Annotated in this window: 10 protein-coding genes and 1 pseudogene; 8 read left to right on the top strand and 3 right to left on the bottom strand. The window is 63.8% G+C overall.

Translation table 11 applies throughout. From position 1 onward, the window contains the following. Positions 1-4: 4 nt before the first annotated feature. Positions 5-1492: a type II secretion system ATPase GspE gene (gene gspE / locus NCR93_RS00055; RefSeq protein WP_008352395.1), complete on the bottom strand. Its 1488-nt coding sequence runs from the start codon at positions 1490-1492 to the stop codon at positions 5-7. Then, on the bottom strand, positions 1489-3876 hold the full coding sequence (gene gspD / locus NCR93_RS00050; RefSeq protein ID WP_008352397.1) for a type II secretion system secretin GspD: 2388 nt from the start codon (positions 3874-3876) through the stop codon (positions 1489-1491). Before gspD ends, gspE begins: the two co-directional genes overlap by 4 nt. A gap of 603 nt (positions 3877-4479) precedes the next feature. On the opposite strand from gspD, the gene NCR93_RS00045 reads away from it, so the two are divergent. Continuing rightward, positions 4480-4923, top strand: coding sequence for a lytic transglycosylase domain-containing protein (locus NCR93_RS00045; protein WP_033536472.1), 444 nt, complete (start codon positions 4480-4482; stop codon positions 4921-4923). Between the two features lie 139 nt (positions 4924-5062). Beyond that, a complete protein-coding gene (locus NCR93_RS00040) occupies positions 5063-6325 on the top strand; it encodes a GTP-binding protein (RefSeq protein WP_250532108.1) in 1263 nt (420 codons plus the stop codon). An 80-nt stretch (positions 6326-6405) separates the two neighbouring features. On the opposite strand, the gene NCR93_RS00035 is transcribed toward NCR93_RS00040, so the two are convergent. Beyond that, the gene (locus NCR93_RS00035; RefSeq protein ID WP_008352404.1) at positions 6406-6684 is read right to left on the bottom strand and encodes an HU family DNA-binding protein; all 279 of its coding nucleotides are present in this window, start codon (positions 6682-6684) and stop codon (positions 6406-6408) included. Positions 6685-6982: 298 nt separating this feature from the next. On the opposite strand from NCR93_RS00035, the gene NCR93_RS00030 reads away from it, so the two are divergent. From NCR93_RS00030 to NCR93_RS00005, 6 genes and pseudogenes are all read left to right on the top strand, one after another. Beyond that, positions 6983-8017, top strand: coding sequence for a VTT domain-containing protein (locus NCR93_RS00030; protein WP_250532107.1), 1035 nt, complete (start codon positions 6983-6985; stop codon positions 8015-8017). 18 nt (positions 8018-8035) lie between these two features. Next, positions 8036-9847, top strand: a complete 1812-nt coding sequence (gene mnmC, locus NCR93_RS00025; RefSeq protein WP_250532106.1) for a bifunctional tRNA (5-methylaminomethyl-2-thiouridine)(34)-methyltransferase MnmC2/FAD-dependent 5-carboxymethylaminomethyl-2-thiouridine(34) oxidoreductase MnmC1 — start codon at positions 8036-8038, stop codon at positions 9845-9847. Between the two features lie 802 nt (positions 9848-10649). Further along, positions 10650-11852, top strand: coding sequence for a cation:proton antiporter (locus NCR93_RS00020; protein WP_008352411.1), 1203 nt, complete (start codon positions 10650-10652; stop codon positions 11850-11852). A gap of 40 nt (positions 11853-11892) precedes the next feature. Further along, positions 11893-13005 carry a YbdK family carboxylate-amine ligase gene (locus NCR93_RS00015; protein ID WP_008352412.1) on the top strand — a complete coding sequence of 371 codons (1113 nt, stop codon included), beginning with the start codon at positions 11893-11895 and terminating at the stop codon, positions 13003-13005. A 735-nt stretch (positions 13006-13740) separates the two neighbouring features. After that, entirely contained in the window at positions 13741-14385 is a 645-nt protein-coding gene (locus NCR93_RS00010) for a MarR family winged helix-turn-helix transcriptional regulator (protein ID WP_008352413.1), read from the top strand. A 153-nt stretch (positions 14386-14538) separates the two neighbouring features. After that, positions 14539-14756 (top strand): annotated as a pseudogene (locus tag NCR93_RS00005) (hypothetical protein); the annotation flags it as partial.

The raw sequence follows: 14756 nt of genomic DNA, 5'->3' as shown, positions 1-14756 counted from the left end.
CTGCTTATTCTCCGCCCGTCACGCGCAACACTTCTTCCAGCGACGTCACGCCGGCGGCGAGCCAGCGATCGCCGTCCTCGCGCAGCGTGCGCATGCCTTGCTTGCGGCCCGCCTCGAGAATCTCGGCATCGGCCGCATTGCGATGGATGAGCGGGCGGATCGCGTCGTCGATCAGCAGCAGCTCATAGACACCGCGACGGCCGACATAACCCGACTGGCCGCATCGGTCGCAGCCGACCGGATGGTAATGCTTCGTGCCGTCTTCCTCGACGCGCTCTTCCTTGCACACCGGACAGAGCTGGCGCACGAGCCGCTGCGCCAGAACGCCGAGCAGCGACGACGCGAGCAGATACGGCTCCACGCCCATGTCGGTGAGACGCGTGACGGCGGAAGCGGCATCGTTCGTGTGCAAAGTGGCGAGCACGAGGTGGCCGGTGAGCGAAGCCTGCACCGCGATCTGCGCGGTCTCGAGATCGCGGATTTCACCGATCATGATGATGTCCGGATCCTGACGCAGAATCGACCGCAACGCGCGCGCGAACGTCATGCCGATGCGTTCGTTCACCTGCGTCTGGCCGATGCCCGACAGGTCGTATTCGATCGGATCTTCCACCGTCATGATGTTGGTGGTCGTCGTCTCGAGGCGCGACATCGACGCGTACAGCGTGGTCGTCTTGCCGGAGCCGGTCGGGCCGGTCACGAGCACGATGCCGTGCGGGCGGCCGATCAGCTTGTCGAACTGGACGAGCGTGTCGCGCGCCATGCCGAGCGTTTCGAGATTCAGGCGTTGCGCGTCCTTTTCCAGGAGACGCAGCACCGCGCGCTCGCCGTGGCCGGTCGGCAGCGTGGACACGCGCACATCGACCGGACGGCCGCCGACACGCAACGTGATGCGCCCGTCCTGCGGCAAACGTTTTTCGGCGATATCGAGCTGCGCCATGATCTTGATACGCGAGATCAGCGCGCCGTGCAGCGCCTTCTTCGGCCGCACGACGTCGCGCAGCGTGCCGTCGACGCGAAAGCGCACGACCGACGCGTTCTCGAACGGCTCGATGTGAATATCCGATGCCTGTTCGCGCGCCGCCTGCGTGAGCAGCGCGTTGATCATGCGGATGATCGGCGCGTCGTCTTCCGATTCCAGCAAGTCTTCCACTTCCGGAATGTCCTGCATCAGGCGCGACAGATCGACTTCGCCTTCCACTTCGCCGACGACCTGCGCGGCGCTGCCGTCGTTGCGCGCGTAGGCCGAGTTGATTGCCGCGGCGAGCTCGTCGGCGGGCTTGCGGATGATCGACAGCGCGCCGAAATTACGCGCGACTTCCGCGAGCGCCGCGTCGGTCGTGCGCTCGCTTATCCAGACTTCGATGCTGTCCGCGTGCTGATGCGCGAGCAGAATCTGCCCGCTGCGCGCGAAGCCGTAAGGCACGAGCCGGGCCGCCAGCGGCGACGCCGCGGTGCTCGCGCTCTCGACTGCATCGTTGACCGTGCTCACGGATGGACTCCCGTTGCGGCATTGCCCGGCATGGCGTTGGTCGCGCCATTGGCCGGAATCGCGTTCGTCGCGCCGTTCGACGGCGCCGGATACGTGCTTTGCGGCGGCAGCGTCGATTGCGGCGCGGTCTGCGTCGGTTGCGGCGCGGGGCCGGCATCCGGATTCTGTGGCAGCGTCGTGCTCGGGCCGGGACCGCGCGTCGTATCGCTCCAGTCCAGCAGATTTTGGGCCGGCGGTCCACCGCCTTCGGAAGGACCGAGCGGTTTCGGCGGCATGACCGGCACGTTCTGATCCTTGATGATGCGGTTATCCGTCGTCGAGCCGTATTGCTGCTGACGCAGATAGTCGTAACGCGTGTTGGCGATCTGCGTGGCCGTCGCCTGGTCGCGCACGATCACCGGACGCAGGAACACCATCAGGTTGGTCTTCGTGCGCGTCTTGCCTTCGCTGCGGAACAGGCTGCCGATGAACGGAATGTCGCCGAGCAGCGGAATCTTGCTGTTGTTGTTGTTGTACTGATCCTGCATCAAACCGCCGAGCACGACGATTTCGCCGTCGTCCGCGAGAATCGTCGACTGCACCGAGCGCGTGTTGATCGTCACGCCGCCCGGATCGTTCTTCGTCGTGGAATCGACGCTCGAATCTTCCTGATAGATCTGCATCTTGAGCACGCCGCCGTCGGTGATCTGCGGCTTGACGTGCAGGGTCACGCCGACGTCGCGGCGGTCGAACGTGTTGAACGCCGTGACCGACGTGGCGGCGTTGGCGGTCGGCGTCGCGTACGAACCCGTCACGACCGGCACGTTCTGGCCGACGACGATCTTCGCTTCCTCGTTGTCGAGCGTGATGAGGTTAGGCGTCGAGAGGATGTTCGCATCCGCCGATGTCGACAGCGCCTGCAAGAGTCCGCCGAGACCGAAGAGATTGCCGAAGCGGTGCAAAAGGCCGATGTTCAAGCCTTGCGCGAGCAGGCCGGACGTCGACGTGAGGGACGACGGATTCTGCGCGATCGCGTTGCCCTGCAAGGTCAGATCGACGATGTTCGTATTGCCGGCGCCGAAGCTCGAGCTGCCGTAGAGCGCGTTGTTGCCGCTGTTGGAAAGCAGCGCGCCCTGCCACTGAATGCCGAGATTCGAACCGCTCGTCGCGGAAAGTTCGACAATCAGCGCTTCGATGTACACCTGCGCGCGGCGCGCGTCGAGCTGGTCGATCACGGTGCGCAGGTTCCGATAAACCGGATCCGCCGCGGTGATGATCAGCGAATTCGTCGCGGCATCGGCCTGGATCATGCCGCCGCCCTGGTCGTTGCCGGAATCGTTGTCCTTATTCGACGAGAAACTCGAGTCCTTGTTGCCGGTGCCGCCCGACATCGGATTGCTGCCGCTGCCCGAACTGCCGCTGAGTCCGCCCGGCAGCGGCGGCGTGCCGGACGTTCCGGTGGACATCGACGAATTGCCGAGACCGCCGCCGCTCTGACCGAACGTGTTCGAGCTGGTGTTCGACGTGTTGTCCGAGCTGTTGTTGCCCTTGCCGAGCATGCCTCGCAGCGTCTTGGCGAGACGCGTCGCGTCGGCGTTGCGCAGCGCCACGACGTGCATGTTGCCGGGCTGGGTCGTGGGCGCGTCGAGCTTCTGCGCCAGTTGCTTCGCCGCGGCGAGGCGCGAGCTGCTCGATGCGCGGAACATCAGCGAGTTGGTGCGGGCATCGGGCGTGACGGTGACTTTCAGCGTCGCGTCCGTGCTGCCGATCGCGCCGGGATCGAGCAGCTTGTTCATCTGCTCGGCGACGTCGATCGCATTCGCGTTCTTCAGCGTGACGATGTCGACGGAGCGGCCCGCCGCCGTATCGACGCCCGCGATGATGCCCGCGATGCGGCGCACGTTGTCCGCGTAATCGGTGACGACGAGCGTGTTGTTCGCCGGATACGCCGCGATCGTGTTGTTCGGCGAGATCAGCGGACGCAGCACCGGCAGAAGGTTGTTCGCCGATTCGTTGTGCAACTGAAAGACCTGCGTGATCACCTGATCGCCGCGCGCCGCCGGCGCATTGCCGACATACGTGGGCACGCCCTGCAGCTTGGCGTCGGCTTCGGGCACGACCTTCAGGACGCCGTGATCCTGCACGAGCGCGAAGCCCTGCATGCGCAGCGACGACTGGAGCGTCTTCAGCGCTTGGTCCTCGGGAACCGAATTCTCCGAAACCAGATTGAGTTGCCCCTTGACGCGGGGATCGACGATGATCGTTTTGCCGGTAGCGGCGCCGATCGCTTTCGCGACCTGGTCGATATCCGCGTTGACGAAATTCAACGTCACCTGCGCGTGCGCGGCTTGGGCGACGATAAGTCCCGCCGCCAGCATTGCCGTCGCCAGACGACGCAGTGCCATAGGTTGTCTTCTCATGGGTTTGATGTCAGAGCCGGGTCTTCGGAGCCGGCTGAGGCAGCCCCGCTCGTCAGCCGAGAGCGCCGCCAACCGCGGTGTGGAACGGGCGGGCCCGACCCCTCGCGGTTATTTTAAAAAATATGACGATAGCAGCTTTGTGTAACGGAATTGTGCCAATTCGTTCCGGATCACGTTGCCCTAGGCTGCCACGTGCGATACAAAATCCAGCGCTCTCAAGCTTTCGAATAACTTGCCGATAGACCGTATCTGAACGATTCCGAGACTCGGCCGATGTACGCGGGAGCCGAATTGTACAACGTCCAGAAGTCTTATTATTCAGACATTTAGAACAAGTCCGATCAATAGGCCGGTGCGCCTCGCGCGCATGCGGGCTTCGGAGCGCGAAACGGGCGTATGTCTGATAGCCAACTTTTGGGCGGATTCGTCAGCCGGTATGATACGGTCGGTTCCGCATTCCGGGCGGTTACAGAAAGGGTGGGTTTTCCCCATGCACGCCCGGCCGCGGACGTTGATTTGTTGGCGTTGGCGCCAAGGCGCCGCAACGGCGGCATGACGTTCCGCGTGCGCGGATGGAGCAGAAGGAAGATGAAGAGAATATTGCGATCACTGGCGATATGCGGGCCGCTCATGGCGGCCGCGGCCGCGCACGCAGACTGCTTCGACGAAGCGGCGAAGTATCAGAAGGTCAATCCGCTCATCCTGCGCGCGATCGCGTGGCAGGAATCGCACAACAAGCCCGACGCCATCAACAAGAACGCCAATGGTTCGACCGATTACGGGCTGATGCAGATCAACTCGATCCATCTCAACACGCTCGCCCAGTACGGCATCTCGAGCGGCACGCTGATGGAGCCGTGCAAGAGCGTCTATGTGGCCGCGTGGCATCTGCGTCAGAAGATGAACAAGTATGGCAATTCGTGGCAGGCGGTCGGTGCTTACCATTCCGAAACACCTGCGCTGCGCGATAAGTACTCGGCGCAGATCATCGAGATCCTGCGTCGCTGGAAGCTGCTTCAGGCTACGCGCTGACCTTCGCCCGCGCTTTTCCGCATGTGCGCCGCGCACGGCGTGCATTTGATGCAAAATCCCCTATTCGATCGCCCGCGCCGCCCGACCGGCAGCGCGGGTTCGCGCTCGTGCGCTCCGTTCCCTGTCACGCTCCATTGCGATGAATCAGATGCCATTGCCCATTACCGTGCTATCGGGATTCACCGGCGCGGGTAAGACCACGCTCGTCGATGCCTTGCTCGCGAACGCCGCAGGCGTGCGCATCGGCGCAGTGACGTGCAGCAAAGCCGCTTCCGGCGCCGATCGCGAAACCACCGAACTGCCCAACGGCTGCCTGCTTCTGACACTCGGCAGCCGGTCGATGCAAGCGCTCGAAAGCGCGATCAGCTGGATCGCGGAGCAGCAGCGCTTCGATGCGATCGTCGTCGAAACGTCGGGCATCGCCGAACCGATGACCATCGCCGAGCATCTCGCGTTCGGCGACGACGACGATGCGACGCTCGCGGGCCACGCGCATCTCGACACATTCGTCACCGTGATCGATGCCGCGAGTTTCCTGCGCGATTACGCGTCCGCGGATTCGCTCGCCGAGCGCGGTCTGTTGCCGGAAGGCCATGACGACGAAGACGATCGGACGGTCGTCGAGACGCTCATCGAACAGATCGAATTCTGCGATGTCATCGTCATCAACAAGATCGATCTCGCCAGCGCGGATGAAATCGAAAAGGTCGCGCGCATCCTGCATGGTCTCAATCCGCGCGCGCTCCAGGTCCGGGCGCAATCGGGCGACGTTCCCATCGGCGACGTGCTGAACACCGGCCGTTTCGATTTCGATGCGACCGCGAGCGCGCCCGGCTGGCTCGCGATCCTGAACGGCGAACATCCGTCGGCCGACGAACCCGATGCGTTCGGCGTGGGCCATTTCGTGTATCGCGCGCGCCGGCCGTTTCATCCCGAGCGTCTGTGGAATCTGTTGCATCAGGAATGGCCCGACGTGCTGCGCGCGAAGGGCTTCTTCTGGCTCGCGACGCGAAGCGATGTAGGCGGCTCGCTGTCGCAAGCGGGCGGAACGGTCCGGCATGGACCGGCGGGACTATGGTGGGCCGCGCAGGATCGCAGCGAATGGCCGACTGACGATCCCGAGCTCGAAGCCGAAATCGTCGCGGAATGGTATGGCGATCCGGATGACAACAGCATCGGCGATCGCCGGCAGGAGCTGGTAGTGATCGGATTGAATCTCGATCCTGCCGTCTGGCAAGACCGCTTCGACGCATGTCTGCTCACCGACGACGAATGGGCGCGCGGTCCCGACGCCTGGCGAAGCTTCGCCGATCCGTTCCCCGCGTGGGAAGTCGAGGACCACGATCATGAGCACGACCACGACCACGGTCCCGACTGCGATTGCGACGATCATCGGCATTGATGCCGGACGAAAAAAAACCCGCCGAAGGGCGGGTCATGTACATCTGGCTACTTCGAGTAGCCGCACAATCGGCAAGATGCTTACCGCTTGTTCACTGCGTCCTTGAATGCCTTGCCAGCCGTAAACTTGACCGTCTTCGCGGCCGGAATCTTGATGGACTCGCCGGTCTTCGGATTGCGGCCGGTGCGCGCTGCGCGCTTTCCCGAGCCGAAGCTGCCGAAGCCGATCAACTGCACTGCGTCACCTTTCGAGACAGCCTTCTTGATCACTTCGAGCAACGTGTCCAGCGTTTCGCCGGTTTGAGCCTTGCTGGCGCCGGTCTGCGCGGCTACGGCGTCGATCAGTTCCTGTTTGTTCATTAAGGTTCCTTTATCAGTTTAGGTTGACACGAACAGCGCGAACGCGCCGATTATACGTGCGCAAACCGTGCAGTCGAGTAGGGACGGCCTTCTGGCGTGCCTCCCCGACGATTCGGCGTTCTTGCGCGGCATCTCACCGGCATTGCTTCACTTCGTCGCCTTCGCGCCGCCTCTATACGCGGCGCTTGGTATGATAGCGCAGCGCAAACCCAATCAGGATAAGGGTTTCAAAGATTTACCCTTATATTTTTGAGGCTCCCGGCCGCTTTTTTGGGCGTAGAACACCAGGGCGCGAACCATGCTACGCGAGCTGATCATCGAATACGGCCTGCCGTTGGTTTTTGCCAACGTTCTGCTCGAGTGCCTCGGCTTGCCGCTCCCAGCCTTGCCCACATTGGTTTTGACGGGAGCGATCGCGGTCTCCGCGAGCTTCGCTTCGGCGTCGGGTTCGGGGCTTGCAACGAGCTTTCCATCGGCGGTGTGGGAGGCGCTCGCGGCCATCGTGGCCACGGCCAGCATCGCGGCGCTCATCGGCGATGCGCTCTGGTTCTGGCTCGGGCGCCGCTACGGCAGCCGCGTGCTCGCCTTCATGTGCAAGCTTTCGATCTCGCGCGATACCTGCGTGAACCGCAGCCTCGCCTTCTTCGGCCGCTTCGGCGTACGCATTCTCGCGGTCTCGAAGTTCATCCCCGGCTTGTCGACGTTGGCTATTCCCGTCGCGGGCGCGACCGGTATCGGCATCGGCAGCTTCCTTCTCTATGACGCGCTCGGCGCGCTCTTGTGGTCCGGCATCGGCGTCGCGTTCGGCGCGATGTTCGCCGATCTCGTCGATAGCGTGCTCGCCTGGCTCGACCTGTTCGGACGCGGCGTGATCGCGATCGCGGTCATCGCGCTCGCGCTTTATCTCGCCGTGCGCTGGTGGCAGCGCGTGTCGCTGTTGCGCAGGCTGCGCATGGCGCGCATCGATATAGCAATGCTCCGCACGCTGCTAGAAGGCGAGCCGCCGCCGCTCGTCATCGACGTGCGCCGACGCGAACGTCGCGCGATGGATCCGTTCGCGATTCCCGGCGCGCTGCTCTTGCACGACGACGCCGCATCGCAACTCGCCGGCATATCGCGCGATCGCAAGCTCGTGACCTACTGCGATTGCCCGAGCGAAGTATCGGCCGCGCTCGCCGCCAAAGAGCTGACGGCGCACGGCTTCACCGATGTCGCGCCGCTGCTCGGCGGCCTCGAAGCATGGCGCGCGGCGGGCTACGCGCTCGAACCGCTGATGATCGAAGACGCCGCGAACGGCATGGCGCCGGCCATCGCCAAGTCATCTTCGGCTTGATGTTTCCCAATCTTTCGCATGACCGAATCCCTGCTTTTCGCGCCGCACGATCTGCCCGTGCGCTGGCGGCATGAACGCATCTTCACTTTCGTCGATACGACGTTCAGCGCCTTCCTTCCGCTCTGGCAACGCTGGCGCGACGACGAAGCGCGTTGCGAGCGGCTGCATGTCGTCGCTATCGCGCAGCCGAATGCGCTGAACGAACCGCCTTCGGCCGACGATCCATCGCCGCTCGCCGCCGAACTCGCGCGCGCCTGGCCGGTGCGCGTGCCGGGCGTGCATCGCCTCGAGTTCGATGATGGGCGCGTCGTGCTGACGCTCGCCATCGGCGATGACGTCCACGAGATGCTCGCGAAACTCTGGCTGCGCGCCGACGCGTTTCATCTCGATGCGCCGGACGATCCGCGCAAGCTGTGCAAGACGCTCGCGCGCTTTGCCGGCGACGGCGCGACGGTTTGCGCGAACGCCTCTCCGGCGCATCGTCCGACGTTGCGGCGCGCGCTGGCATCGTCGGGTTTCGACTGCTCGCCCGACGCAACGGATGCGCCGCTCGTTGCGCGCTTCGCACCGCGCTGGCGTGTGCGTCGTCATGAACCGCCGCTGCGTTGCGACGCGAGCTCGCGCGAAGCCATCGTCATCGGCGCGGGGCTCGCGGGCTGCGCGGTGAGTTCGCGGCTCGCCGCGCGCGGCTGGCACATCACGCTGATCGATCGTCATGCGGTCTCCGCGCGCGATGCATCGGGCAATCCGGCGGGCGTATTTCATCCGATCGTCTGGCGCGACGACAGCGTCGCCGCACGCCTCACGCGCGCGGCATTTCTCTACGCGTTACGCCGATGGCGCGCGCTGGAAGACGCGAATCACGAGTTGCATCGCAGCGGCGCGGGTCTGCTTCAGATCGCCGATACGGCCGAAGACGCCGATGCGCTCGCCGCCGCCATCGCGCGATTCGCGTATCCATCCGACTACGTGCAGGCTATGACGCGCGCGGATGCATCGCGCATCGCGGGCGTCGATGTCGCGCGCGGCGGCTGGTTCTTTCCACGCGGCGGTGCGATCTCGCCCGCGGCCGTGTGCGCGGCGCAAATCGATGACGCTTCGGCGCGGATCACGGCGCGCATGAATACCGAAGTGACGCGCATCGAACACGATGGCCGCATCTGGCGCGCGTTCGACGCGAGCGGCGGTGAGATCGCGAGCGCGCCGGTCATCGTGCTTGCGAACGCGCACGATGCGGCGCGGCTCGCTGGCCTGTACGGCGAACCGACGCGCAGCGTGCGCGGCCAACTCACCGTGCTCGATAGCTGCGCGCTCGATCCTCTGCGCATGCCGGTGATCGGCGAAGGCTACGCGGTGCCGCTCGGCGCGGGCGGCACGCTCGTCGGCGCGACGTATGACATCGACGATCCCGATCGCGCGATCCGCGAGGCCGGACATCGGGAGAACATCGGGCGCGTGGCGGGCATGTTGCCGGACCTCGCGCTGATGCCGGGCACAGTACGCGCGGGTCGCGTCGCGTTTCGCTGCGTGACGAGCGACCGCATGCCGATGATCGGCCAGCTCGCCGACGAACACGCCGCGCGCCGCAATGCGCGTGAACTGTCGGGCGCGTGGCCGCTCGATCTGCCGCGCATCCCGGGTCTCTATGGCGCGTTTGCGTTCGGCTCGCGCGGACTCGTCTGGGCGACGCTCGCGGCCGAGCTGATCGCTTCGCTCGTCGAAGGTGAACCCTGGCCCATCGAGCGCGAGCTGGCCGAAGCCATCGATCCAGCCCGCTTTTTGCTAAAGGCGTTGAGGCACGGCGAGATATCCCCGGCAAGTTGTGGATAAGCCGTCGAATTGCGTGTGAAAGTCGTGTGAACGCGTTGTGCACGTAAACGGGACAACTGAGGCGTCCGGTTTACGCGGCCAAAAGTTGTTCCGCGTTCACCGCGCGGCGCCAACATGTTTACGGCCCGCTTCTGCTTTCTCCAAATGATTGAATGAAAAGACAAAACCCATGTTATCCACAGAAAAGGCGTTGCTTTGTTAACCACTACTACGTTTATATACAGTAAACCTGTAAACACCTGACGGCGAGTTCATCGGCCGGCCGTAAACGTGGAAGTCCGATCGCCGGGCAAGCCGGTAGCCGGTCAGGTTTGCCATTCGCGTCGAGCCTGGCAGTCGCTTTTACTTCATAAGAATCATGAGCTTGGACTTTCTGCCGGGCGACGCGAGGTATGGCACAATCGCGCTTCTTCCTGCGTTGCGCCCTCTCCAAGATGGCGTCCGCTTCAATGGAACGATGGTTGCGAGCCAAGAATCTGATCAACGAAGCCGCAACCGTCGTTTGCTGCGTTCGGCCCGGCATCCGAGCGGGCGCCGCATGCGCCACTCATGTCACACGGATCGGAGATGTCCGGTGCGACATTGAGGGCATGCAAGGCGTCTCGTGGTCAGCCGGACGCGTCGTCTAATTCGTGCACGGTTCCGCCGTGACGCCGTGTTCGTTCGCATTTCGATTCGCCTGAATGAACCAACGCTCGCGTAGCCGGGCGGATGCGCCTCGTCCGCGAGCGCGCGCCGCCGATGCGAGTCACGCAACGGAACGTGCACGCTCTGCTGCAGCACCGAAGGAGAATCCCATACGATGAATTCGGCATTTTCATTTTTGCCCGCCTGGCCGCTCGAACCCGACGCGATTCTCTGGGCCGGCCTCGCGCTCGTCACGGCGGGCCTCGCCGGCGAGTTGCTGTGGCGCGCGTGGCGCTTGCCGCGCATCACCGGTTTCGCGGTGATCGGGCTGATTGCCGGCAACGCGGGCCTCGGCGTCATCGACGCGAGCGCGGGCGGACTGTCGCGGCCGCTGCTCGATGTCGCGCTCGGGCTCTTGCTCTTCGAACTGGGCGGACGGCTCGACTTGCGCTGGATTCGCCGCAATCCGTATCTGATTCTGTCGAGCATCGCCGAATCGACGCTCACGTTCGGCCTCGTGCTGATCGCGCTGACGCTCCTCAACGTGCCGACGATGCCTTCGGTCGTGATCGCATCCATCGCGATGGCCACGTCGCCCGCGATGGTCATCCAGTTGAAGACCGAATTGCGCGCGGAAGGCCAAGTCACGCAGCGCCTCCTGACGCTGACGGCGCTGAACAGCATGTACGCGGTGGTCGTCGAGAAGCTCGCGGCCGGCGTGCTGCATCAGGAAATCTACGGCAATGCGTTTGCGACGATCCTGCAGCCGCTTTATCTGCTGATCGGTTCGCTCGTGCTCGCGTTCCTGCTCGCGCGCGCGTGCAACATGCTCGTGCGGCGCCTGCCCGCGAACGACGAGCATTCGTTCGTCGCGCTCTTCGGGCTCGTGCTGCTGGCGATCGCGATCGCGCACATCTTCAAGCTGTCGACGATTCTCGCGCTGCTCGCCGCGGGCATCATCGTGAAGAACGCCGATGAACGCCCGCAACTGTGGCCGTCGCATTTCGGTTCCGCCGGATGGCTGCTCACCGTGATCCTGTTCGCGCTGACGCTGACATCGTTTCACTGGCGCGACATCGCGCTCGGCGGCGTTGCGGCGGTCGGGCTGATCGTTGCGCGTTTCGTCGGCAAGCTGGTCGGCGTGCTGATTTTCGCGAAACCGAGCGGCCTCAACTGGAAGCAGGGCGCGGCGCTCGGCGTCGCGCTCACGCCGATGTCCGCGCTCGCGTATCTGCTCGTCGACGACATGTACGTGCTCTATCCGGACTACGACCCGACGTTGCGCGCGATCGTCATGTGCTCGATCGTCGTGTTGCAGATCGTCTCGCCTTTCGTCGTGTACCGTAGCCTGTCGGCGGTGGGCGAGCGGCGCGAGTAAGCGCCCGTACTCTTCAAGCATTGTTCATTCAAGAGGCGCCATGGCACTCGAACCTTTCATCAACTCCGAACCGTTCACGTTCGGCGTCGAGCTGGAGATCCAGGTCGTCAACACGCATGACTACGATCTGACGCGCGCCGCGTCGGACCTCATGCGTCTCATCAAGGACGAAAAGATTCCGGGCAACATCACGCCCGAAATCACCGAAAGCATGATCGAGCTGTCGACCGGCATCTGCACGACGCACGAGCAGGCCGTGACGGATCTGCGCAAGATCCGCGACGTGCTCGTCGCCGCGGCGGACCAGCTGAACGTCGGGCTTGCGGGCGGCGGCACGCATGCGTTCCAGCAATGGAGCGATCGCCAGATCTATGACGCGCCGCGCTTTCAGTACATTTCCGAGCTGTACGGATACCTTGCCAAACAGTTCACGGTGTTCGGGCAGCACGTACATATCGGCTGTCCCGATCCGAACAGCGCGCTCTTCCTGCTGCATGCGATGTCGCGCTACATCCCGCATTTCATCGCGCTTTCGGCATCGTCGCCTTACATTCAGGGCGTCGATACGGGCTTTCACTCGGCGCGTCTGAACTCGGTATTCGCTTTTCCGCTGTCGGGACGCGCGCCCTTCGTGCTGACCTGGGACGGCTTCGAGGAATATTTCTCGAAGATGGTCAACACGGGCGTCGTCAACAGCATGAAGGACTTCTACTGGGACATCCGGCCGAAGCCCGGCTTCGGCACGATCGAAGTGCGCGTGATGGACACGCCGCTGTCCGTCGACCGTGCCGCGGCGATCGCCTGCTACATCCAGACGCTCTCGCGCTATCTGCTGCTGGACAAGCCGCTGACGCCGCGGGAGGACGACTATCTGGTCTACACGTTCAACCGCTTCGAGGCGTGCCGCTTCGGGCTGGAAGGCACCTGCATCCATCCGCAGACGGGCGAGCGGCAGACCATCGGCGAGGACATTCTGGCAACGCTCGACGTGCTCGCGCCGCACGCCGAAGCGCTCGGCTCGCAGGCCGCGCTGGCGGAAGTCGCGGACATCGCGCGCGGCGTGAACGACGCGACGTGGCTGCGCGGCGTGGTCGACAAGGAGAAGTCGCTGCACGAGGCAGTCAGACAGCAATGTCTGCAATGGCGTCGATAACGCAGCGCTTACGCTTACGCTGATGCAATTCAGCGAATCATGACGAAAGGCCGCTTCGAACTATTCCGAAGCGGCCTTTTGTTTTTGAGCCGAATGAAACATGTGCTTGACGAGCAACGGGAATAACGCGCTCACGGCAACGTTTGAAAAAGAACCGATTCGACGTCGCTAAGGTTTACTTCGAAGAATCCGTATACATCCGTAATAGTAGTTAACAAGCCCCGCGCGTCGCTGTGGAAAACGTCAAAAAGAGGTTCAGAGTCAACGTGCTAGCGCGATGATAACCATGTGGATCATGCGCTCGTCGCGATACGAAATTCTGGACAACCGAAGGGCGTGCGACGCGCCGGCAGTGTTATCAAGAATACGTCCACAAACAAAGAAGACGTTTTTCCACGGGTTATCCACAGTTCTGCGTGGATAATTAAGGTGTACGTTTGTTCTAGGTCGCTTAGAATGGCGACTTTGCTGGCGTAGCGTTATAGTCGGCAGGAAAACAGCGCCACGAGCAGGACCATAAGAAGGCGCAAAACGAAGAGGGTTGCAATGTCCCCAATCAGGCACCGCTAATTGGCTTGGCACGCCTGAATTTTGAGACGGCGGGGACCGAGAACGAAGTGCAGTTCGCAAGGGGTTCGGAGTACTCTTCTGCGGACGGCGTTTCGGACGAGGTGTTCGCGGCGGTCGGCGCGAACGTGCCGTCAAACACATAAGCGGAACAACAAGCGAAAGACTATGAGTGAAGGCGTTTACGGAGAGCAGGCGACGGGGCGGGTGACCCACGGCCTGCTGAGGCTGAGCACCGCGATGCGCAGCCAGGCATGGGAATGGGCGGAAGGCGCGGGGCTGACGCCGACCCAGGGTGAAATTCTCGTTCTGCTGATGCAGCGCAAGGGGCCGATGCGCCTCGGCGAGATCGCGCGTGAAACGGCGTTGACCGCCGCCACGACGAGCGATGCGGTGAGCACGCTCGAAGGCAAGGGTCTCGTCGAAAAGCGCCGCGCGCTCGACGATGGCCGCGCGCTCGCGGTTCGTCTGACCGCGCGTGGCCGCACGGCCGCGAAGAAGGCGCTGCAATGGCCGGACTTCCTCGCGAAGGCGGTCGGCACGCTGCGCGAGGACGAGCAGGTTGCGTTCTACCGCACGCTGCTCAAGACCATCCGTCAGCTCGAATCGCAACAGCAGATTCCGGCGCACCGCATGTGTCTGTCCTGCTCGCACTTCGAAGCGAGCAAGAATCCGAAGAAGACGCCGCATCACTGCTCGCTTCTTCAGATCGACATGGCGGACACCGATCTGCGTCTCGACTGTTCGGTATACGAAGAAGCCGACGTCGCCACGCAGAAGAAAAGCTGGAAGGTCTTCGCCCAGGTCGCCTGATCCGGGCGGACGGCGTACAAGCCATTCGGCGTCATCCGGCGCTGTGGGGCCGCGGCGAGTCGGTTAGACTGTGCCCGTCGCGCCTCACCGCGAGGCGCGGCTCGTCACAACTTCGTTCCGGGCCACACGCGCTCGACCTACGGAAAGCCGCCGATGAAACATGAAGTCCTGGCGATTCGCCACGTCTATTTCGAAGATCTGGGCAGCCTCGAACTCGTGCTCGGCGATCGCGGCCTGCCGGTGCGGTATCTGGACGTCGGGCGCGGGGGGGGGGGGGGGGGGGCGCCCCCCCCCCCCCCCCCCCCCCCCCCCCCCCGCCCGCCCCCCCCGGCGGGGGGGGGGGGGGGGGGTGTGTCCCGCGCGCGCACGCG

Origin of the sequence: Caballeronia sp. ATUFL_F1_KS39, from assembly GCF_023630985.1 — a bacterium.
GTDB classification, from domain to species: domain Bacteria; phylum Pseudomonadota; class Gammaproteobacteria; order Burkholderiales; family Burkholderiaceae; genus Caballeronia; species Caballeronia zhejiangensis.
Note: the sequence above shows the minus strand (reverse complement) of the source record. Positions and strands in the feature narration are given on the sequence as shown.